The sequence below is a fragment of the Nonomuraea composti genome, assembly GCF_012034275.1.
Taxonomy (GTDB): Bacteria; Actinomycetota; Actinomycetes; order Streptosporangiales; family Streptosporangiaceae; genus Nonomuraea; species Nonomuraea composti.
On record NZ_JAATEP010000010.1, the window covers coordinates 121,800 to 140,722 of the forward strand.

Annotated in this window: 20 protein-coding genes and 1 tRNA gene; 9 read left to right on the plus strand and 12 right to left on the minus strand. The window is 71.2% G+C overall.

The genetic code is table 11. The features are described from left to right. Positions 1 to 14 precede the first annotated feature (14 nt). Positions 15 to 749 (minus strand): endonuclease III, encoded by a 735-nt coding sequence (gene nth / locus HCN51_RS16540; protein ID WP_168010498.1) that lies wholly within the window; start codon positions 747 to 749, stop codon positions 15 to 17. A gap of 88 nt (positions 750 to 837) precedes the next feature. Between nth and HCN51_RS16545 the strand changes: the two genes are divergently transcribed. Further along, entirely contained in the window at positions 838 to 1,290 is a 453-nt protein-coding gene (locus tag HCN51_RS16545; RefSeq protein ID WP_168010499.1) for a hypothetical protein, read from the plus strand. Between the two features lie 108 nt (positions 1,291 to 1,398). Continuing rightward, entirely contained in the window at positions 1,399 to 2,130 is a 732-nt protein-coding gene (locus HCN51_RS16550; RefSeq protein ID WP_080043743.1) for a Crp/Fnr family transcriptional regulator, read from the plus strand. An 11-nt stretch (positions 2,131 to 2,141) separates the two neighbouring features. On the opposite strand, the gene HCN51_RS16555 is transcribed toward HCN51_RS16550, so the two are convergent. Genes HCN51_RS16555 through sp36 form a run of 4 tightly spaced genes read right to left on the minus strand, consistent with a single transcriptional unit; the run spans position 2,142 to position 4,382 of the window. Further along, the gene (locus HCN51_RS16555) at positions 2,142 to 2,933 is read right to left on the minus strand and encodes an MBL fold metallo-hydrolase (RefSeq protein ID WP_346433671.1); all 792 of its coding nucleotides are present in this window, start codon (positions 2,931 to 2,933) and stop codon (positions 2,142 to 2,144) included. Further along, positions 2,930 to 3,712 carry an NUDIX hydrolase gene (locus HCN51_RS16560; protein ID WP_168010600.1) on the minus strand — a complete coding sequence of 261 codons (783 nt, stop codon included), beginning with the start codon at positions 3,710 to 3,712 and terminating at the stop codon, positions 2,930 to 2,932. Before HCN51_RS16560 ends, HCN51_RS16555 begins: the two co-directional genes overlap by 4 nt. A 56-nt stretch (positions 3,713 to 3,768) precedes the next feature. After that, a complete protein-coding gene (locus HCN51_RS16565; RefSeq protein WP_186404575.1) occupies positions 3,769 to 4,230 on the minus strand; it encodes a RidA family protein in 462 nt (153 codons plus the stop codon). Next, a complete protein-coding gene (sp36, locus tag HCN51_RS58100) occupies positions 4,227 to 4,382 on the minus strand; it encodes a Sp36 family protein (protein ID WP_148438127.1) in 156 nt (51 codons plus the stop codon). Before sp36 ends, HCN51_RS16565 begins: the two co-directional genes overlap by 4 nt. A gap of 77 nt (positions 4,383 to 4,459) precedes the next feature. Between sp36 and bagA the strand changes: the two genes are divergently transcribed. Continuing rightward, entirely contained in the window at positions 4,460 to 5,461 is a 1,002-nt protein-coding gene (bagA, locus tag HCN51_RS16570; protein WP_080043747.1) for an ATPase BagA, read from the plus strand. Next, the gene (gene bagB, locus HCN51_RS16575) at positions 5,458 to 6,585 is read left to right on the plus strand and encodes an ATPase BagB (RefSeq protein WP_080043748.1); all 1,128 of its coding nucleotides are present in this window, start codon (positions 5,458 to 5,460) and stop codon (positions 6,583 to 6,585) included. The genes bagA and bagB overlap by 4 nt, the downstream gene beginning before the upstream one ends. A gap of 48 nt (positions 6,586 to 6,633) precedes the next feature. Here bagB and HCN51_RS16580 read toward each other — a convergent pair whose 3' ends face one another. Next, positions 6,634 to 6,930, minus strand: a complete 297-nt coding sequence (locus tag HCN51_RS16580; RefSeq protein ID WP_020542548.1) for a WhiB family transcriptional regulator — start codon at positions 6,928 to 6,930, stop codon at positions 6,634 to 6,636. Positions 6,931 to 7,173: 243 nt separating this feature from the next. On the opposite strand from HCN51_RS16580, the gene HCN51_RS16585 reads away from it, so the two are divergent. Next, positions 7,174 to 9,450 carry a transglycosylase domain-containing protein gene (locus tag HCN51_RS16585; RefSeq protein ID WP_346433672.1) on the plus strand — a complete coding sequence of 759 codons (2,277 nt, stop codon included), beginning with the start codon at positions 7,174 to 7,176 and terminating at the stop codon, positions 9,448 to 9,450. Positions 9,451 to 9,624: 174 nt separating this feature from the next. Here HCN51_RS16585 and HCN51_RS16590 read toward each other — a convergent pair whose 3' ends face one another. Next, positions 9,625 to 10,080 carry a GatB/YqeY domain-containing protein gene (locus HCN51_RS16590; RefSeq protein WP_168010502.1) on the minus strand — a complete coding sequence of 152 codons (456 nt, stop codon included), beginning with the start codon at positions 10,078 to 10,080 and terminating at the stop codon, positions 9,625 to 9,627. Between the two features lie 110 nt (positions 10,081 to 10,190). Here HCN51_RS16590 and HCN51_RS16595 point away from each other — a divergent pair, with 110 nt between their 5' ends. Both HCN51_RS16595 and HCN51_RS16600 read left to right on the plus strand, forming a co-directional pair. After that, the gene (locus HCN51_RS16595) at positions 10,191 to 11,054 is read left to right on the plus strand and encodes a metallophosphoesterase (RefSeq protein ID WP_080043750.1); all 864 of its coding nucleotides are present in this window, start codon (positions 10,191 to 10,193) and stop codon (positions 11,052 to 11,054) included. A gap of 65 nt (positions 11,055 to 11,119) precedes the next feature. After that, positions 11,120 to 11,193: transfer RNA gene (locus tag HCN51_RS16600), tRNA-Pro, on the plus strand. Positions 11,194 to 11,735: 542 nt separating this feature from the next. Here HCN51_RS16600 and HCN51_RS16605 read toward each other — a convergent pair. From HCN51_RS16605 to HCN51_RS16620, 4 genes are all read right to left on the minus strand, one after another. After that, the gene (locus HCN51_RS16605) at positions 11,736 to 12,197 is read right to left on the minus strand and encodes a hypothetical protein (protein WP_168010503.1); all 462 of its coding nucleotides are present in this window, start codon (positions 12,195 to 12,197) and stop codon (positions 11,736 to 11,738) included. A 61-nt stretch (positions 12,198 to 12,258) separates the two neighbouring features. Continuing rightward, positions 12,259 to 12,690, minus strand: coding sequence for a hypothetical protein (locus tag HCN51_RS16610; protein ID WP_168010504.1), 432 nt, complete (start codon positions 12,688 to 12,690; stop codon positions 12,259 to 12,261). A gap of 45 nt (positions 12,691 to 12,735) precedes the next feature. Then, the gene (locus HCN51_RS16615) at positions 12,736 to 13,260 is read right to left on the minus strand and encodes an HIT family protein (RefSeq protein WP_206067093.1); all 525 of its coding nucleotides are present in this window, start codon (positions 13,258 to 13,260) and stop codon (positions 12,736 to 12,738) included. A gap of 25 nt (positions 13,261 to 13,285) precedes the next feature. Then, the gene (locus tag HCN51_RS16620; protein ID WP_168010505.1) at positions 13,286 to 13,741 is read right to left on the minus strand and encodes a cupin domain-containing protein; all 456 of its coding nucleotides are present in this window, start codon (positions 13,739 to 13,741) and stop codon (positions 13,286 to 13,288) included. 141 nt (positions 13,742 to 13,882) lie between these two features. Between HCN51_RS16620 and HCN51_RS16625 the strand changes: the two genes are divergently transcribed. Beyond that, a complete protein-coding gene (locus HCN51_RS16625) occupies positions 13,883 to 14,434 on the plus strand; it encodes a hypothetical protein (protein ID WP_346433673.1) in 552 nt (183 codons plus the stop codon). Between the two features lie 35 nt (positions 14,435 to 14,469). Continuing rightward, entirely contained in the window at positions 14,470 to 18,030 is a 3,561-nt protein-coding gene (locus tag HCN51_RS16630) for a protein kinase domain-containing protein (protein WP_168010507.1), read from the plus strand. 167 nt (positions 18,031 to 18,197) lie between these two features. Here HCN51_RS16630 and HCN51_RS16635 read toward each other — a convergent pair whose 3' ends face one another. Then, entirely contained in the window at positions 18,198 to 18,905 is a 708-nt protein-coding gene (locus HCN51_RS16635; RefSeq protein WP_240972898.1) for an aminoglycoside phosphotransferase family protein, read from the minus strand. Positions 18,906 to 18,923: the final 18 nt, after the last annotated feature.

Below are 18,923 nucleotides of genomic sequence, written 5' to 3' on the forward strand. Positions count from 1 at the left end.
GTGACTTCCCCGCATCAGGAGAACGGGCCGGATCGGACGAGCTTCTGGGCCTCGGCCTGGCCAGTGGGGCCGGTGCCGTACGAGGGGCAGAGCGCGGCCAGCGGGCACACGCCGCACGCGGGCCGGCGGGCGTGGCAGATGCGGCGGCCGTGCCAGATCACCCGATGGGAGAAGATCGTCCACTCGCGCTTGGGGAGCAGCTCGGCCACGACGTGCTCGATCTTGACGGGGTCGGTCTCGTCGGTCCAGCCGAAGCGGCGTACGAGGCGCTGGAAGTGCGTGTCGACGGTCAGGCCAGGCACCCCGAAGGCGTTGCCGAGCACGACGTTGGCCGTCTTGCGGCCCACGCCGGGCAGCGTGACCAGGTCCTTCAGCTTGGCGGGCACCTCGCCGCCGTACCGGTCGCAGACCGCCTGCGCCATGCCGATGATGCTGTTGGTCTTCGCGCGGAAGAAGCCGGTGGACCGGATGATCTCCTCCATCTCCTCCCGGTCGGCGGCGGCGTAGTCCTCCACCGTCGGATATTTCGCGAAGAGGGTGGGGGTGACCATGTTGACCCGCTTGTCCGTGCACTGCGCGGAGAGGATCGTCGCGACCAGCAGCTCCAGCGGATTGCGGAAGTCGAGCTCACAATGGGCGTCAGGGTAGGTCTCCGCGAGGATGCGGTTCATCTTGCGCGCCCGCCGCACCAGTGCCAGCTGGGTCTCCGGCTTGCGCCCCGCCGCGTTCGTCGCCGCGTTCGTCGCCATGCCCGCAAGAGTAGAAGCTCCCGCGAACGGTTGAACCCAAGACGGCCCCGACCGCGTACAACCCGGTGCATCGGAAGGGGGCTCGGCCATGGGTGATCAGGGCTCGACACTGGCGGACTTCGTCAAGCAGGCAGGACCGCTGCGCGGGCAGGCGCTGCACCGGCTGGCCGTGAGCTGCGTGGCCGCCCTGGCCAAGCTGCACGCGCGCGGCACCACCGGCATCAGGCCCACCAAGGAGAGCGTGGCGCTCGGCGCGCACGGGCAGGTGCTCATCGGCTGGCAGACCGTCCCGTCCCCCGGCCCGCTGCCGGCGGCGGACGACGTACGCGCCTGGGCCGACCTGGTCGTCTTCGCCGCGACCGGCGCCGAGGACGGCGACCTGCGCGCCCTGGCGCCCGCGCTGCGCATCGCGATCCAGCAGTGCCGCCTCCCCGACCCGGCCGCCCGCCCGAAGTCGGTGGACGTCCTGCGCGTCCTGCTCAGCCGCTCGATGGCGGCGGCGGTCGCCTCAGTGGACGACCTCCTGTCGCAGGCCGGCTGAGCCCAGGAGCCGGTCCGGTCACAGTACGGAAACGGTCGTCCGGTACCTTTCCCCCGGGACTCCACGCACCTGGGCAAGCCCAGAACACTCCGGCATTCCCATAACCTGATGTGTGCTGCCTGGAGTGGGGTGAGTCACAATGGCAGCAGAGGAGGCAGAGTGAACACCGAAGATGTGCTGGGCAAGGCCCCCCTGTTCGCCGCGCTGGACCGCGAGAGCGCCGCGGCGCTGCGCACGAGCATCACCGAGGTCCAGCTGTCGAAGGGGCAGACGCTCTTCCACGAGAACGAGACGGGCGACCGGCTCTACGTCGTGCTGGAAGGCAAGATCAAGCTTTCCCGCACCTCCCCGGACGGGCGGGAGAACCTGCTGAGCGTGCTGGGGCCGAGCGAGATGTTCGGCGAGTTGTCGCTGTTCGACCCGCGGCCGCGCACGGCCACGGCGACGGCGCTGACCGAGGTGCGCCTGGCCGGGCTGGGCCACGACGACCTGCGGCCGTGGCTGACCGGCCGGCCCGAGGTGGCGCTGCACCTGCTGCGCGCGCTGGCGCAGCGGCTGCGCCGCACCAACGACGTGCTGGCCGACCTGGTCTTCACCGACGTGCCGGGGCGGGTGGCCAAGCAGTTGCTCGATCTGGCCGAGCGGTTCGGCAACAAGACCGACGACGGCCTGCGGGTGCACCACGACCTGACGCAGGAGGAGCTGGCGCAGCTTGTCGGCGCCTCGCGGGAGACGGTCAACAAGGCGCTGGCGGACTTCGCGCAGCGCGGCTGGCTGCGGATCGAGGCGAAGGCCGTGGTCATCCTCGACATGGACCGGCTCTACAACCGGTCGAGGTGAGCCGGGGCCGGTCAGGGCGAGTCGAGGTAGTCGAGCTGGGCCACCACTGACATCTCGGCGGCGGGCCAGAGTGAGCGGTCGACGTCGGCGTACACGATCTTGACAATCTCGCGCGGCGTGCGGGCGCCCTGTGCGCGCGCCGCCTTGATCTGGTCGAGCCGTTCGCGCCGGTGCGCGATGTAGCCGTCGAGGGCGCCGATCGGGTCGGGCAGCACCGGCCCGTGGCCGGGCAGCAGCGCCTGCGCGTCGAGGCTCTCGGCGACCGCTCTGAGGCGGTCGAGGCTGCGCAGGTAGTCGGCGAGGCCGCCGTCGCGGGCGATGATCGTGGTGCCGCGGCCGAGCACGGTGTCGCCGGTCAGCATGGCGCGGTCGGCGGGCAGCCAGAAGCACAGCGAGTCGAACGAGTGGCCCGGCGTGCCGTACACGTGGACCTCCAGGCCGCCCACGGGGACCACGTCGCCGTCGCCGAGCCCTTCTTCGCCGAGCCGGTGGCGCGGGTCGAGGGCGCGGACGGGGGCGTCCACCATGCGGGCGAAGCGGCGGGCGCCGCCGCTGTGGTCGAAGTGGCCGTGGGTGAGCAGGATGGTGGTGACGCGGCGCTCGCCGAGCCGGTCGCGTACGCGGCTCAGGTGCGCCTGGTCGTCGGGCCCGGGATCGACGACAATCACCTCGTCGCCGGCGCCGATCACCCAGGTGTTGGTGCCGTCGAGGGTCATGGCGGAGGGGTTGGGGGCGAGCAGGTTCTCGGCGTGCTCGGTGCGGGAGCCGTCGGGGGTGCCGATGGGGATGTGCAGGCCGCTCACGACGTCACCAGCCGCATCTCGCCATCGATCTCGACCGCCCTGGGCATGATCGTGACGATCTCGCGGTGCGCCGCCAGGACGCCGTCGAGGTCGTCGTACGCGGCCAGCTCGGCCAGGGTGGCGCGGGTGGGCGGCATCAGGAAGAAGTCGCCGGCCAGGGCGTCGGCGGGCCGCCGCCACACCACCCGGTCGGCCTCCCCGCCCACGTCGCGGGTGCGCTGCCCCTCGGGCAGCACGGCGACGAAGAAGCGGGTGTCGAAGCGTTTGTGCTCGATCTCCGGCGTGATCCAGTGCGCCCACGCCTTGAGCAGGTCGGTACGCAGCACCAGCCCGCGCCGGGCGAGGAAGTCGGCGAAGCCGAGGCTGCGGTCGATGAGCGCGAGCCGGTCGGCCTCCCAGTCGTCGCCGGTCGTGTCGGCCACCACGGAGTCGGGCCCGGGGCCCGCGAGGAGCACGCCGGACTCCTCGAACGTCTCGCGCACGGCCGCGCACACGAGCCCGCGCGCCAGCCGTTCGTCCGCCTTGAAGACCTCGCCCCACGCGGCGGGGGACGGCCCGGCCCAGGCGACGGCCTGGTCGGTGTCGCGAGCGTCCACGGAGCCGCCGGGGAAGACGTACGCGCCCGCGGCGAAGGCCATCGTGGCCTTGCGGCGCAGCAGGTAGACCTCGGGGCCAGGGCGCAGGAGCACCACCGTGGCGGCGTCCCGGGCCGGCACGGGCTGGACCCGGCCGGCCAGGACGTCGCGCGCCCGGTCGGCGAGCTCGGCTGGAAGCGGCAATCCGGTCACATGACCTCCTTCTAGAACATCACTCGGTCATGGTGACATATGCCCGTTCAGCCGACTTCGGCGATCAGCTCCACCTCGACGGGCGCGTCGAGCGGCAGGGAGGCCACGCCCACGGCGCTGCGCGCATGCTTGCCCTGGTCGCCGAACACCTCGGCCAGCAGGTCGCTGGCGCCGTTGGCCACCTGCGGCTGCTCGGTGAAGTCGGGGGCGCTGGCCACGAACACCACGACCTTGACGATCCGCCGCACCCTGGACAGCTCGCCCAGCTCGGCCTTCAGCGCCGCCAGCGCGTTGAGCACGCAGATGCGGGCCTGCGCCTTGCCCTCGTCGACGCCCAGGTCGACGCCGAGCTTGCCGGTCTGGTGCAGCTTGCCCTCGATCACCGGCACCTGGCCGGAGGTGTAGAGCAGGTCACCGGTGCGGACGACGGGCAGGTAGGAGCCCGCGGGCTTGGCCGGCGCCGGCAGCGTGAACCCCAGCTCCTCGACCCGCTGCTCGGGCGTCGTCACTGCTTCTCCCTCTTGAAGTACGCGACTAGCTGCTCGGGCGTGGCACCCTGGACGATCTGGACCAGCTCCCAGCCGTCGGCGCCGAAGTTGTCGAGGATCATCTTCGTGTTGTGGATCAACACGGGGGCCGTGAGGTACTCCCATTTCTTCATGGGGATCACACTAGTGTGAGCAATCTCAAAGGTTGGTCGCAGGCGGACGACAAGTGACCGTTCGGTAGCGTGGAAACGTGGACTCTCCGGACACGGATTGGGCCGACGTACGACTGCACGTCGTCACCGGCAAGGGCGGCACCGGCAAGACGACCGTCGCCGCCGCTCTCGCTCTCGCCCTGGCCTCAGGCGGCCGCAAGGTGCTGCTGGTGGAGGTGGAGGGCAGGCAGGGCATCGCGCAGATCTTCGACCTGCCGCCGCTGCCGTACGAGGAGCGCAGGATCGCGGTGGCGCCCGACGGCGGCGACGTGTACGCGCTGGCCATCGACCCCGAGGAGGCCATGCTCGAGTACATGGAGATGTTCTACGGGATGCGCCGGGCGGGCCGGGCGCTGACCAAGATGGGCATCGTCGACTTCGCCACCACCGTGGCCCCGGGCTTCCGCGACGTGCTCGTCACGGGCAAGACCACCGAGGCCGTGCGCAGGCGGGGCAGGAACGGCCGCCGCGTCTACGACGCCGTCGTGCTCGACGCGCCGCCCACCGGCCGCATCACGCGCTTCCTGAACGTCACCAAGGAGGTCGCGGGCCTGGCCAGGGTCGGCCCCATCAAGAACCACTCCGAGCTGGTCAGCGGTGTCGTGAAATCTCCTGAGACTGCCGTGCACTTCGTCACGTTGCTGGAGGAGATGCCGGTGCAGGAGACCCTCGACGGCATCGCCGAGCTGCGCGCGGCCGGCCTGCCGGCCGGCGGCATCTTCATCAACATGGTGCGGCAGTCCCTGCTGCCCCAGGCCGCCCTTGACACGGCTGTCAAGGGCCGCTTCGACTCCGAGGAGCTGGCGGTCGGCCTCAAGGCGGCCGGCGTCACCGACGGCTCGCAGGCCCAGGCCTTGGCCGAGGCGCTGGCCGAGGAGGTCGAGGAGCACGCCCACCGCACCGAGCTGGAGCGCGCCGAGCGCGAGTCGCTGACCGAGGCCGGCCTGACCAGGTACGAGCTGCCGCTGCTGGCCGACGGCGTGGACCTGGCCGGCCTGTACGAGCTGGCAGAGAGCATGCGCAACCAGGGAGCAGCGTGAGAAAGCCCGCCCGGCTCGACATCGACGCCATCCTCGACGACAAGGGCACCCGCATCATCGTCTGCTGCGGCGCCGGCGGCGTGGGCAAGACCACGACCGCGGCGGCGCTCGGCCTGCGCGCCGCCGAGCGCGGCAGGTGCGCGGTCGTGCTGACCGTCGACCCCGCCAGGCGGCTGGCCCAGTCGATGGGGCTGACCGAGCTGGACAACACCCCGCGCCTGGTCAGCTCGCCCGAGGGCGGCGGCCAGCTCTACGCGATGATGCTCGACATGAAGCGCACGTTCGACGAGATCATCGAGGCGCACGCCGATCCCGAACGGGCCCGCCAGATCCTGTCGAACCCCTTCTACCAGTCCCTGTCCTCCAGCTTCTCCGGCACCCAGGAGTACATGGCCATGGAGAAGCTGGGCCAGCTGCGCCGCTCCGACGAGTGGGACCTGATCATCGTCGACACGCCGCCCTCACGCTCCGCGCTCGACTTCCTCGACGCGCCCGAGCGGCTCGGGCGCTTCCTCGACGGCCGGTTCATCAAGCTGCTGACGGCGCCCGCCAAAGCCGGAGGGCGCAGCGCGTTCCGGCTGCTCAACGCCGGGTTCGGGCTGATGGCGGGAGCGATGACGAAGCTGCTCGGCGCCCAGGTGATCAAGGACCTGCAGACGTTCGTGTCGGCGCTCGACGCGGTGTTCGGCGGGTTCAGGCAGCGGGCCGAGATGACGTACCGGCTGCTGCAGGCGCCCGGCACGGCCTTCCTGGTGGTGGCCGCGCCCGAGCGCGACGCGATGCGCGAGGCGTCCTACTTCGTCGAGCGCCTGGCCGAGGAGCGCATGCCCCTGGCCGGCCTCGTGGTCAACCGGGTGCACGTCTCGCCCGCCTCGGGGCTCTCCGCCGCCCGCAGCGCCGCCGCCGCGGAGGACTTGGAGTCGAGGGGCGAGCACGAGCTCACCGCCGCCGTGCTGCGGCTGCACGCCGGGCGAATGCAGCTCGCCGCTCGCGAGAGCCGCGAGCAGGAGCATTTCGTCTCGGCCCACCCCACGGTGCCCGTGGTGCAGGTCCGCGCCATGTCCGAGGACGTACACGATCTCACGGGTCTGCGGGAGATCGGTAACCTGCTGGCCACCGCATAGAAGTACGGCCGGCGGCGGCGCCGGCCGTACGCGGTCGCCGGGCTGGGGTCAGCCGGCGATCAGCTCGTTGGTTCGTTCGTACTCTTCCTTGGCCGACTCGAGCAGCTCTCGCCACGAGTCCACGTCGGGCCGCCGTCGAAGCAGCGCACGTCGTTCCCGTTCTGTCATACCGCCCCACACCCCGAACTCGATGCGGTTGTCCAGCGCATCGGCGAGGCATTCAGTACGGACCGGGCAGCCACGGCAGATGAGCTTGGCCCTGTTCTGCGCGGCGCCCTGCACGAACAGGGCATCCGGATCCGCACCTTTACAGGCGGCACGGGAGGTCCAATCCGTGATCCACATTTTTCGACCCCACTCCCCTTAGGTGGTCAGTCGTCATTTGGGGCCGACGGGCGCGGGCGCCGAGCCTCCGTATTCAGTTGCCGCAGAGGAGAACGTACGCAACTACCCGTTCGGGCCGACAGACCCCAGAGGACCAATTTCTCGCGGCCGTCTTGACCGGGAATGACTAGTCACCCCCGCCAGTCAAGGCGAAATGGTGTCGTGCTACCGATTCGGTCAGTGTTTCCGCGTACTCTTGGTACCGTGCAAGCCCAGCGCAAAGATCGCTCCAACCCCGTGCTCAACGTCCTGCGACTGCTGATCGCAGGCGCCGCGGCGGGGGTGCTCGCGGCTGCCGTGGCCTTGCCGGCGGTCGGCGGTGCGGGCATGTCCACCAGGAGCGCGGTGGAAGCACTCGACCTCAAGCCCGAAGAGCTCGACGAACCTCCTCTGTCCGAACGCACCGAGATCTTTGATGCCGACGGCAAGAAGATCGCCCAGTTCTACTTCGAGAACCGGCAGTCCGTGACCCTCGACAAGGTCGCCCCGATCATGCAGACGGCGCTGATCGCGATCGAGGACTTCCGTTTCTACCAGCACGGGCCGATCGATGTGGAGGGAACGGTCAGAGCGCTGGTGAAGAATATGAGCAGCGGCGGCGTCACGCAGGGCGGCTCGTCGATCACCCAGCAGTACGTCAAGCAGGTGCTGGTCAACAAGGCGGAGACGCCCGAGGAGCAGGCGGCCGCCATCGCGCCGACGGTCTCGCGCAAGCTGTCGGAGCTGCGCTACGCCATGGCGATCGAGAGGAAGTACTCGAAGAACCAGATTCTCGAGAAATATCTCAACATCGCCTACTTCGGCGCGGGCGCGCACGGCATCCAGGCGGCGGCCAAGCGCTTCTTCAACAAGTCGGCCGCCGACCTCAACCTCGTCGAGGCCGCCACGCTCGCGGGCGCCGTCCAAAACCCGGCCCGCACCGACCCGAACGTGGGCCCCGAGTCCCGCCAGCGGCTGCTGGAGCGGCGCAACATCGTGCTCGACCGGATGGCCGAGCTGAAGAAGATCACCGCCGAGGAGGCCGCGGCCGCCAAGGAGAAGAAGCTGGGCTACAAGGACGTCAAGGTGCCCGGCGGCTGCGAGGCCAGCAAATATCCGTACTTCTGCCTCTACGTTCAGTACGAGATCCTCAACAACGAGGACTTCGGCAAGAACCAGGACGAGCGCAGGAAGCTGCTCCAGCGCGGCGGCCTTCGGATCAAGACCACGATCGACCCGAAGATGCAGGAAGCCGCCGAGAAGGCGATCAAGAAGTACGTCAGCACCAAGGACAAGCCCGTGGCCTCGCAGGCCATGGTGGTGCCCGGCACCGGCGAGATCAAGGCCATGGCCGCCTCGCGCAAGTTCGGCGGCAGCAAGAAGAAGAACGAGATGAGCTACAACATCGTGGCCGACGCGGCACACGGTGGCGGGCGCGGTTTCCAGCAGGGCTCCACGGCCAAGGTCTACACGCTGGCCGCCGCCCTGGAGGAGGGCCTCAAGTACGGCGACGGCTTCCCCGCCCCCGCGGGCTACCAGGCCGCCAGTTACGGCTCGTTCAAGAACTGCAAGGGCCAGAACGTCGGCGACCCCAGCCACACCGTGCGCAACTCCAGCGAGGGCGGCGGCGGCTTCAAGACGCTGCAGACGGGCACCTGGGGCTCGGTGAACACGTTCTTCCTCAAGCTGCAGGAGAAGGTCGGGCTCTGCGACACGGTCAAGATGGCCAAGAAGCTCGGCGTCAAGCGGGCCGACGGGCAGAAGCTGTCGGAGGTCGAGACGTTCACGCTCGGCGTCAACGAGGTCGACCCCGTCACCATCGCCAGCTCCTACGCCGTCTTCGCCTCGCGCGGCCAATACTGCAAGCCGCTGGCCATCACCGAGATCAAAGACCGGTTCGGCAAGGCCAAGCAGTACAAACCGAAGTGCTCCCAGGTGCTGGACGAAGAGGTCGCCGACGCGGTCAGCGGCATCCTGTCCGGCGTGTTCACTAAGGGCACCATGACGGAGGTCGGCGGCATCGGGCGCGACGCGGCCGGCAAGACGGGCACGACCGACAACTACATGTCCGCCTGGTTCGCCGGCTACACCCCGAACATGGCCTCCGCCGTCAGCCTCGGCGACCCGCGCGGCACCTCCGCCCACAAGCTCATCGGCATCACCATCGGCGGGCGCTACTACCCGTACGTGTACGGGTCGTCCATCTCGGGGCGCATCTGGAAGGACTCCATGCTGCAGGCGCTCAAGGGCGTCGAGCCGGTCGACTTCCACGCCGTCGACACCTCGCGCTTCGGCGGTTGCACCGACAACTGCGCGCCCAAGCCGAAGAAGGACAAGAAGGGCGACGACGGGCCCCGCGACCCGTTCGACATCTTCGACCCGGGCAACAACGGCGACGGGCCGCCCGACGGGCGCGGCGGCGGGTTCGACGAAGGGCCCGGCGGCGGGCGCGGCGGCCGGGGCGCCGGCGACGCCGGCCCGATCATCACCCCTGGCCGCTGAGGCCCGAACATCGCCCCTGGCCGCTGAGAGGCGCTGAGGCCTCCGCCCGCCCGCGCAGCCGGGCTGGGGGAGGCCTCGGTCCACCAGGGCCCCCTTGAGGGCCCTCAGGGGCGCAGAGAAGCGCCGACGGTCCGCTCGGCCCCTCCCTTACTTGGCCAGGCGGGCCTTGACGGCTTACTTGGCCAGGCGGGCCTTGACGGCGGCGGCCACCCGGCCGCCCTCGGCCCGGCCCGCGACCTTCGGATTGACCGCCTTCATGACCTGACCCATCGCCTGCGGCCCCGCGGCACCCGTCTCCGCGACGGCCGCCTCCACCAGCTCGGCCAGCTCCTCGTCCGACAGCTGCGCGGGAAGGTACTCCTCCAGCACCGCCTGCTCGGCCAGCTCCGCCTCGGCCTGCTCCTTGCGCCCCGCGTTGCCGAACGCCTCGGCCGCCTCGCGCCGCTTCTTCGCCTCCTTGGTCAGGACCTTGATGACCTCGTCGTCGGACAGCTCCCTGGCCTGCTTGCCCGCGACCTCCTCGACGTTGATCGCCGCCAGTGCCATGCGGACCGTCCGCAGACGTACCTCGTCCTTGCTCTTCAGCGAGGCCGTCAAGTCGGCCTTCAGCTTGTCCTTCAATGCGCTCATGCGCTCCATCTTGCCGCCTGCGCGGACCCTCCCGTCGCCGTCCGGCCGATGTCACGCCGGATCTCGGGCATCATGAAGAGGTGAGGAAAGCCGTCGCTGTACCCCTGTCCATGCTCGGTCTCGGCCTGGCCGGGCTGGGTTACGCCTCCGTCGTGGAGCGCAACTGGTTTCGCCTGCGCCGCTTCGACGTACCCGTCCTGGAGCGCGGCCAGCGTCCCGTGCGCGTCCTCCACCTGTCGGACCTGCACCTGACGCCACGCCGGACCATGCTGATCAACTGGGTCCGCTCGCTCGGCGCCCTGGAGCCCGACCTCGTCGTCAACACCGGCGACTCCATCGCCCACCCCGACGCCGTCCCCGCCCTCCTCCACGCCCTGGAGCCCCTGCTCTCCCGTCCGGGCCTGTTCGTCTACGGCTCCAACGACCTCTACGCCCCCAAGCCGAAGAACCCGGTCCGCTACCTGTGGCGCACCTCCAAGAACGACCACCGCCAGCACGTCCCCTCCCTGCCCTGGGAGGAGCTGGGGGCCGGCATGGCCTCGGAGGGCTGGCTCGACATGAACAACACCACGGCCCGCATCAAGGTCGGCGACCTCGACGTGGCCGTGGCCGGCATCCACGACTCCCACATCTCCCGCGACCGCTACGACCTCGTCGCCGGCCCCGCCCCCTCCGACGCCGACCTCCGCCTCGGCGTCATGCACTCCCCCGAGCCCCGCAACATGACCCGCTTCGCCGCCGACGGCTACCAGCTCCTGCTCGCCGGCCACACCCACGGCGGCCAGCTCTGCATCCCGTTCTACGGCGCCCTGGTCACCAACTGCGGCATCGACCGCGCCCGCGTCAAGGGTCTCAGCCGGCACGACTCCGCCTGGCTCCACGTCTCCGCCGGCCTCGGCACCTCCCCGTACGCACCGGCCCGCTTCGCCTGCTTCCCCGAGGCCTCGCTCCTGACCCTGGTGCCCCGGAGATAAAGGCGGTCACAAGCACCTTGGAAGTCCGCTAGACTTTTCAAGCACGCACACCACGGTGTGTGGGCCGGGGTGTAGCGCAGCTTGGCAGCGCGCTTCGTTCGGGACGAAGAGGTCGTGGGTTCAAATCCCGCCACCCCGACAGAGCTGAAAGGCCGCTTTCGACAACTGGAAGCGGCCTTTTACGTTTGCCTGGGCCCAACAGCATGGCCTTCGCAATAGGGCGCTTCGCGCCGGGGCTCAGACAGCGTCTCCCTTGGGGCTTCGCCCCAAACCCCGATCGAGGGGCTCCCGCCCTCGAGCTCCCCGCCGTTGAGCCACGTGCGGAGTCCGGAGGTTGGTTGGCCGAGTGCGGGATCCACAGTGGCTGGTGAATGGGGACGGAGATCGGGCGCGAGAAGATTCGCCGCAACATCGCCAACCGCGCACACGTGGGTGTTCGAGGCCGACGATGATGTGTCGCCACGCTCATACTGAAACCCGTCTGGATCTCTACTTCTGGGGCCCGGCCACCGACGGGCCGGGCCTGTACTTGTGCACGCCGCTGTTCATGACGCGCGTTCGACGTGCTGGTGACCAGCTACCAGGGTAATCCACACTTGGCGGGCCTCGCGGTAGCGGCCCCGGCCGGTCTCCTCGTACCCGACGCCCTCGACGTGGCGCAGGACGAAGAACCTCCCGGCCTCACAGCACCACTCGTACTCGCCGCAGCACGAGGTTTCCGTCACGCGGACGCGGCGGGCGCTGGTTGGGACGTGCGGCTCCCAGACATACACGGCGGCTTGCTTCCGGTTCACACAGCTCGGGGGCGGCGCCTGGCAGCGCCGCCCAGCCCGATGACTGATCTGACGTATGGATCCGCCGGCCCCACTCGGCGGCAGCGATGGCCTTCTCCCTGCGCAGCCGCAGCAGAGTCACGCCGTAGATGTAGGAGGGGTCCGATGCGTAACGGTCCAGACGCACGAACTGCACCGCGCCCGTGGCGCCGGGCCCTAACGACTCCAGCGCCTGCCGCAGGCGCACAGAGGCCCGCTCCAGCTCGCCGGTGATGCCGCATGAACCCCGGCCGTCGTCGTCAGAAGCCGTCCACGAGTAGAAACCCTCGGTGTCGAAGTTCCTGCGCCGTGCAATCTGGAGACGAACCACCAGGAGTCGAGTGGCGCGCCCGCGCGTGCGGCCAGGTCCTCGAATGGTGAGATGACGGTTTTCAAGACAGCTTCACGGGTTTCCGGTGAATGCGAGACGACGGAATCAGCAGCACCGCCGAAATGACGGTCAGCGCGGACAGCAGGCCGACGATCGCGACGCGTTCTCCTGAGCTGTACATGCTCAGGTGCCGCAGGTGGTAGAGCAGGTGGAAGCAGTTGAAGGCGAGCCAGGCGCCGCCGACCGTCCTGACGTACCGGTCGTCGTCGGCGAAGCGCCATGCCGCGATGGTGACGACGAGCATGGCCATGTACAACGCGGCCATGTCGGTGACCAGATGCTCGCTGAAGGGGCCGAGGCGGAGCAGCCAGCCCCGGCCGATGCCGGGAAAGGTCTCGTACCAGGTCTGGGGCGCGAAGTAGGCCCATACGTGAAGCAGGCAGGCGGCGATCAGGGTGCCGAGGAGGGTCCGGCGCGTTGTCAGGTTCGTCACGAAGATAAGACACGCCGCTCGCCGCCGTTCGTGACAGACGCCGGGTCAGGTCGGCGGGTCAGGTCGGCGGGTCAGGTCGGCGGGTCGGGAGGCAGCAGGCCGCGTACGAAGGCGCGGCGCTCGGCCGGCAGCCGGTGGGCCGCCGCCGCGGCGGCCTCGACCTCGGCCCGGCCTGGCCGGGCGGCTCGATGAGGGCGCGCAGGCTCGCCTCGAAGACCGCGCGCGGACGCCGCCGCGCGGGTTCTCGACGTCGCCCGTGCGGCGCGGGATCAGGTGGGTGTGGGCGTGGAAGATCGACTGGCCGGCCGAGGTGCCGCAGTTCATGCCGATGTTGAAGCCGTCGATGCTCGCGTCCTCGCGCATCAGCTCCGCGCGGATGACGTGCAGGGCGGCCCGGGTGTCCTCCGTCTCGGCGGGGGACATGTCGAAGAACGTCTCCACGTGGCGGGTGGGGATGACCAGGTAGTGGCCCTCCGTGACGGCGTAGGCGGACCGGAAGTAGGCGACGGTGCCGAGGGTGCGGACCTCGCGCTCGTCTCCGCTCAGGATCTGGCAGAACGGGCAATCCATGGACGGATCTTGCCAGATGATCCGGTCAGCGTTCGGCGGGGTGGAAGTCGTAGGGCTCGGAGTCGTAGACGTAGTAGACGCAGTCGGCGCCCGGGGCGCACTTGCCCCAGTGGACGGCCTTGGAGGGGTAGTAGAGGTAGTCGCCGGCGCCCACCCGGTAGGTCTTGCGCCCTTCCACGTGCCACAGCATGACCCCGGACACTCCCACGACGTGCTCGGGGCTGGTGTGCCAGTGCGGGGAGAACGGGGTGCCGGCCTTGAGGGTGAACATGGCCTCGGAGGGGCCGGTCTTCGGGTCGCCCTTGAGCTGGACGAACGTGCAGCCATCCAGCCCCTCGCAGGGGGAGCCCTGCTCCTTGTGCGAGTGGTAGACGGGCCGGGAGGGGCCGGAGTCGGCGAGTGAGCCGGTCGGACCGGTCAATACGACGGTCAGCGCACCGGCCAGGCCGGACAGGCCGGCCAGGAAAAGTCTCTTGCGCATGCTGGTCTCCCAAAGAATCGGACTACGGTCCGATTCAACATAACGGACTGTGGTCCGGTACGTCAACGCGCCCGATCCGCGAACCCGCGGCACGCCCGCGGCATCCAACCTGGCATGCACAAGATCCAGCGAGCCGCCGCAGTGTCCGTGTTGCCCCTCGCCGCGGCGCTGATCGCGCTCCCGGCGCAGGCCGCTCAGCAGCGTCCCGACGGCTGCCCGACGCCGACCTCGGCGGAGGCGAAGCGGTCGACCGACGCCAAGACCGACACGCCGCCCAGGGGGGCGGACGCGATCAAGGGGGTTCGCGTCGGCCACCTGCCGAAGGGGTTCACCTCCGGCGGCGTCGTCGTCAACAAGCACGACGGCATCACCGAGTACGGCTACCAGTGGAGCGACAACCGCGACGAGGTCGACCCCAAGCGGCGCTCGTTGTGGGTGCGGGTGGTGTGCTGGCCCAAGGCGAACGGGCTGAGCCGGCTCAAGAAGGCGCCGTTCGAGCTCGGCACGTTCTCCGGCGAGACGAGGACCGTGCGGATCGGCACCCGCCGGGTACTCACCCAGGACGCCGACGGCGCGCTGGGGCACGGGCGGTACGCGGGCTGGGTCGAGCGCAAGGGCGTCGTCGTCACCGTGCTGGCCAGCACGCCCCTGGTCCCGGACCTGGCGAAGATCATCAACGGGATCAAGCTCTGAGCCGTCCGGGCGGGCCTTCCAAGGGGAGCGTGGCGATGTTGATCGACGGGGACCCGCAGCGGCTCGGCGGCTACTGGCTGGCCGGGCGGCTCGGCGCGGGCGGGCAGGGCGTGGTCTACGAGGCGTACGCCGAGGACGGCCGGCGCGTGGCCATCAAGGTCCTGCACGGCGACCAGGCCGCCCAGCTCGCCCGGGAGGTGACCGCGGCGCAGCGGGTGGCCGCGTTCTGCACCGCCCCCGTCATCGAGGCCGTGCTGGAGGGGCCGCGGCCGTACGTCGTCAGCGAGTACGTCGAGGGCCCGAGCCTGCGCAAGGCGGTCGCCGACGGCCGCCGCTTCGGCGGCGCCGACCTGCACCGGCTCGCCACGGCGGTGGCCACCGCGCTGACCGCGATCCACGACGCCGGAGTGATCCACCGCGACCTGAAGCCCGACAACGTGCTGCTCGGCCCGGACGGCCCGCGCGTCATCGACTTCGGCATCGCCCGGACGGCGGAGATGTCGCTGACCGCGACGGGCCTGGTGACGGGCACGCCCACGTACATGGCGCCGGAGGTGTTCAGCGGGCAGCGGGCCGGGATGCCGGCGGACGTGTTCGCCTGGGGCGGCATCATGGTGTACGCGGCGACCGGCGCGGACCCGTTCGAGGCCGAGAGCCTGGGCGGGGTCATGCACCGGGTGCTGTCGGCCAGCCCCGACCTCAGCCCCTTGCCCGACTCGGTGCGCCCGCTGGTGGCCGCCGCGCTCGGCAAGGACCCGGCGCAGCGGCCCACCGCGCGGCAGCTCCTGATGGCGCTGATCAGCGCCGACTCCGTGCTCGACACCGCCCACCTGCTGGCCCAGGGCAGCGGACGGGCGGCCGGCATGGCCGTCGAGGCCGACGACCCGGGGCTGGGCGCGCTGGCCGAGCAGGCGTACGAGCTGCTCGGGCGCGACGAGCACGAGCTGGCCGCCGAGGTGTTCCTGCGGCTGGTCACCGTGGGCGAGCGCGGCGAGCTGCTGGTACGGCGCGCCGCCCTGTCGGAGCTGATGGAGGGCCGGCCGCTGCCCGAGTCGGCGGCCGTGGCGAGGATCCTGGAGGTCTTCGGCTACCTGCTCGGCCGCGACGGCGAGGAGGTGTGGCTGTCGCGTCCGGCGCTGCCGCACGCCTGGCCGCGCTACCGCCGCTGGATCGAGGCGAACCGGGACGGGCTGGCCGTGCACCGCGAGATCCTGCTCGCGGCCGGCCGCTGGCACCGGTCCGGGCGCAGGGACGGGGACCTGTTCCAGGACCACAGCCTGGAGAACGCGCTGCAGTGGGCCGCCACCGCCCGCCGCAACATCACGCTGTCACCCCTCGAAAGGGACTTCCTCGACGCGGGCGCCCGGCTCACCAGGCGCAGGGCCCGGCGGAACCGGCTGGTCACGCTCAGCATGGCGGGCCTGCTGGTGATCTCGCTGGTCGCCGCCGGGCTGGCCGTCCAGCAGGGCATCCTGGCCGACCAGCGGGCCGAGGCGATCGCGGTGCAGCGCGACCGGGCCGAGGGGGCGCGGCTGGCGCAGGTCGCCGACGAGCTGCGGCAGCGCGACCCGAGGGTGGCGATGCAGCTCAGCGTGGCCGCGTGGCGGCTGGCCGGGACGCCCGGCGCCCGGGCGGCGCTGACGGCCTCGCTCGCGCAGCGCGAGGTGGCCGCGTTCAAGGACCCGGCGCAGGCCGGCGACACGGTCCGCGCGCTGAGCCGCGACGGCAGGATCCTGGCCAGCGTGAGCGACGACGCGATCCGGCTCTGGGACGTGCGCACCGGCAGGCGCGCGGGCGGCGTCGCCCGGCTCGGGCTGCGGGCCGGCGAGGCGCTGGTGGCGGTCGCGCTGTCGCCCAGCGGCCGGGACGTGCTGCTGACCACGTCCGAGCGGCTCGTCGTGTGGCGCCCGGCCACCGGCCGCGCGGTCCGCTCGTGGCGCATGCCCAAGGACATCCAGGCGTACGGCCGGTACGGCACCGTCGACCGGTACGTGCTGACCGAGTACGCCGACGACGACGGCCACGCGTACCACCACGTCTGGGACCTCGACCGCGGCACCCGCAAGGCCATCGCCGCCTACGACGGCGCGATGACGGCGGCGGGTGACGCGATCTACGTGCGGGCCGGCGGCGCGCGCGGCCGGATCGAGCGGCGCGGCCTGCCCGACCTGGACCTGCAGCTCAGCCAGCCCCCGGCGGCGGCCTGCGACTGCCCGGCCCCGCTCGCCGTCACGCCCGGCGGCGGCGACCTGATCGAGCGGACGAAGAACGACCTGACCGTCCAGCCGGTCAAGGACCGCGACGCGTCGGGCGCCACCCTGCAGACCGGCGTCCAGCCGTGGAACGGCGGCGAGCTCACCGTCAGCCCCGACGGCCGGCTGTTCGCCTCGGTCACCGCGTCGCAGATCCAGGTGTGGCGGGCCTTCGACGACCACCTGACCACGCTGCACCTGCCCACCGGCACCGACAACGGGTCCCAGCTCCCGCAGGTCGGCTTCGACGGCGACACCCTGCGCTACCTGAGCGAGGACCACGTCTTCACCGCCGACCTGAGCGACCTGCCCATCGAGCGGGCGAAGTTCACGCCGTGGTCGCCGCCCCTGCTGGGCCCCGGAGCGCGGCACCTGCTCGGGGTGAACACCGACGGCGACACGGTCTACCTGGGCGAGCGGCGCGGCCAGGGCATGCGGCCGGCGCTCCGGGTCACCGGCGGATCGGGGTCCGTGCAGGGCACCGCGTTCAGCCCGGACAGCCGCCTGGTGGGCGTGGGCGCCGACACCACGATCACCGTCGTCGACACCGCGACGCGGCGCAAGCTCACCGAGTGGCGTCCCGTCGTCGACGGCCGGCCGCGCTCGACGGACCTGCTGGCGTTCAGCCCCGACGGCACCCGGCTGGTCGCCGGGCACACCGGCGCCAACGGCGACGGGGACGACCGGGCGATCGCCGTCTGGGACTGGAAGAGCCACCGGCTGCTCTGGTCGGCGACGTTCACCAACCTCAAGGACGTCCAGTTCTCCCCGGACGGCCGGACGGTCGCGGTCGCGGGCGAGAAGACGCTCGACGTCGAGGGCTACGACGTGCGCCTGTTCGACGCGGCGACGGGCAGGCAGCTCGGAGCGCCGTTCGGCATAAGCGGGCAGAGCTCGACCGTCGTCGACTTCGTGTTCACCCGTGACGGCTCGTCCATCGCGGTCGTGGACGGGCGCGGCCGCATCACCCTCTACGACGTCGCCAAGCACCGCAGGCTCTCTCAAGCCGGCCGGGACGGCGGGCTCACCGGCCACGCCGCCCGGTCGCCGCGCGAGGACGTGATGGCGATCGGCACCAAGTCCGGCCAGGTCCGGCTCTTCGACCTCAAGGCCGGGACGAGCCTGGGGCTCCTGCGCGACGGCGCCGTGGGCGGGCTCGCCGACGTGGCGTTCTCCGCCGACGGGTCGAGCGTGACGACCGTCGACAAGACGGGCAACCTGTCCGAGCACCCGGTCGAACCCGCCAAGATGGCCGCCGCGGTCTGCGCCCGGGCGGGCCGGCCACTGACGGAGGGCGAATGGCGGACGTACGTGACGGGCGTCCCGTACCGGAAGGTCTGCTGACGGAGGGTGAATGGCGGGCGTACGTGACGGGCGTCCCGTACCGGAAGGTCTGCTGATGACGCGACGCGCCGGCCCGGCCCCCGCTCAGCCCGCGAGGGCTTCGGTGATCTGGCGGGTGGTCTGGGCGGCCACCCGCGGGTTGACGGCGGCGTGGAAGGTGTATGCGTTCAGGCCGTGGCCAGGGCCCAGCCGCGGCCCCGGGTCCAGGTGGCGTCGTCCACGCCGAGAGCGTCACGGAAGGCGGCGCGGCTCCGGGCCGACAGCAGCGTGAAGGCGATCATCAGGTCGCGGGCCGGGTCGCCGACGCCCAGCTCACCGAAGTCGGTCAAGGCGCTGAGGCGGCCGCCGCGGGTCAGCAGGTTGCCGGTGTGGAAGTCGCCGTGGGACCAGACGGGCGGGCGGTCCCAGGCGGGGGCGCTCAGCGCCGCGTCCCACAGCCGGGTCAGGGCCGCGCGGTCGAACACGTCCCCGACCTGCCGGATGGCGGCCCGGGTCGCCCGGTCCCGCCCGGCCAGCGGCCGCGCCACCAGCCCGTCGCGCGGCTCCTCCGCCGACAGCTCGCCGCGCAGCTCCTCCGATGGGGGATTCTCCCGGCGTGAACTGGTGTCCCCCACCCCCACGGGCACCGGGACGGCCAGAGGCAGGTGCGGCGCCGGCCGGGGCGGCCACGTGGACTCCTTCTCGGCCTGCCCGCGAGCGTCCGCGTGGCGGGGCAGCCGCATGGACAGCTCCCCGCCCAGCCGGTAGATCACGTGATCCGAGCCGCCTGGCTCGACCGGCCTCAGCGGCAGCCCCGCCCACTGGGGGAACTGGGCGTCCACCAGCTCCCTGACCAGCGCGGCGGTGATCACGGGACGGGAGCCTGCGGTGCTCAAGGGCGACGTCCTCCGGTC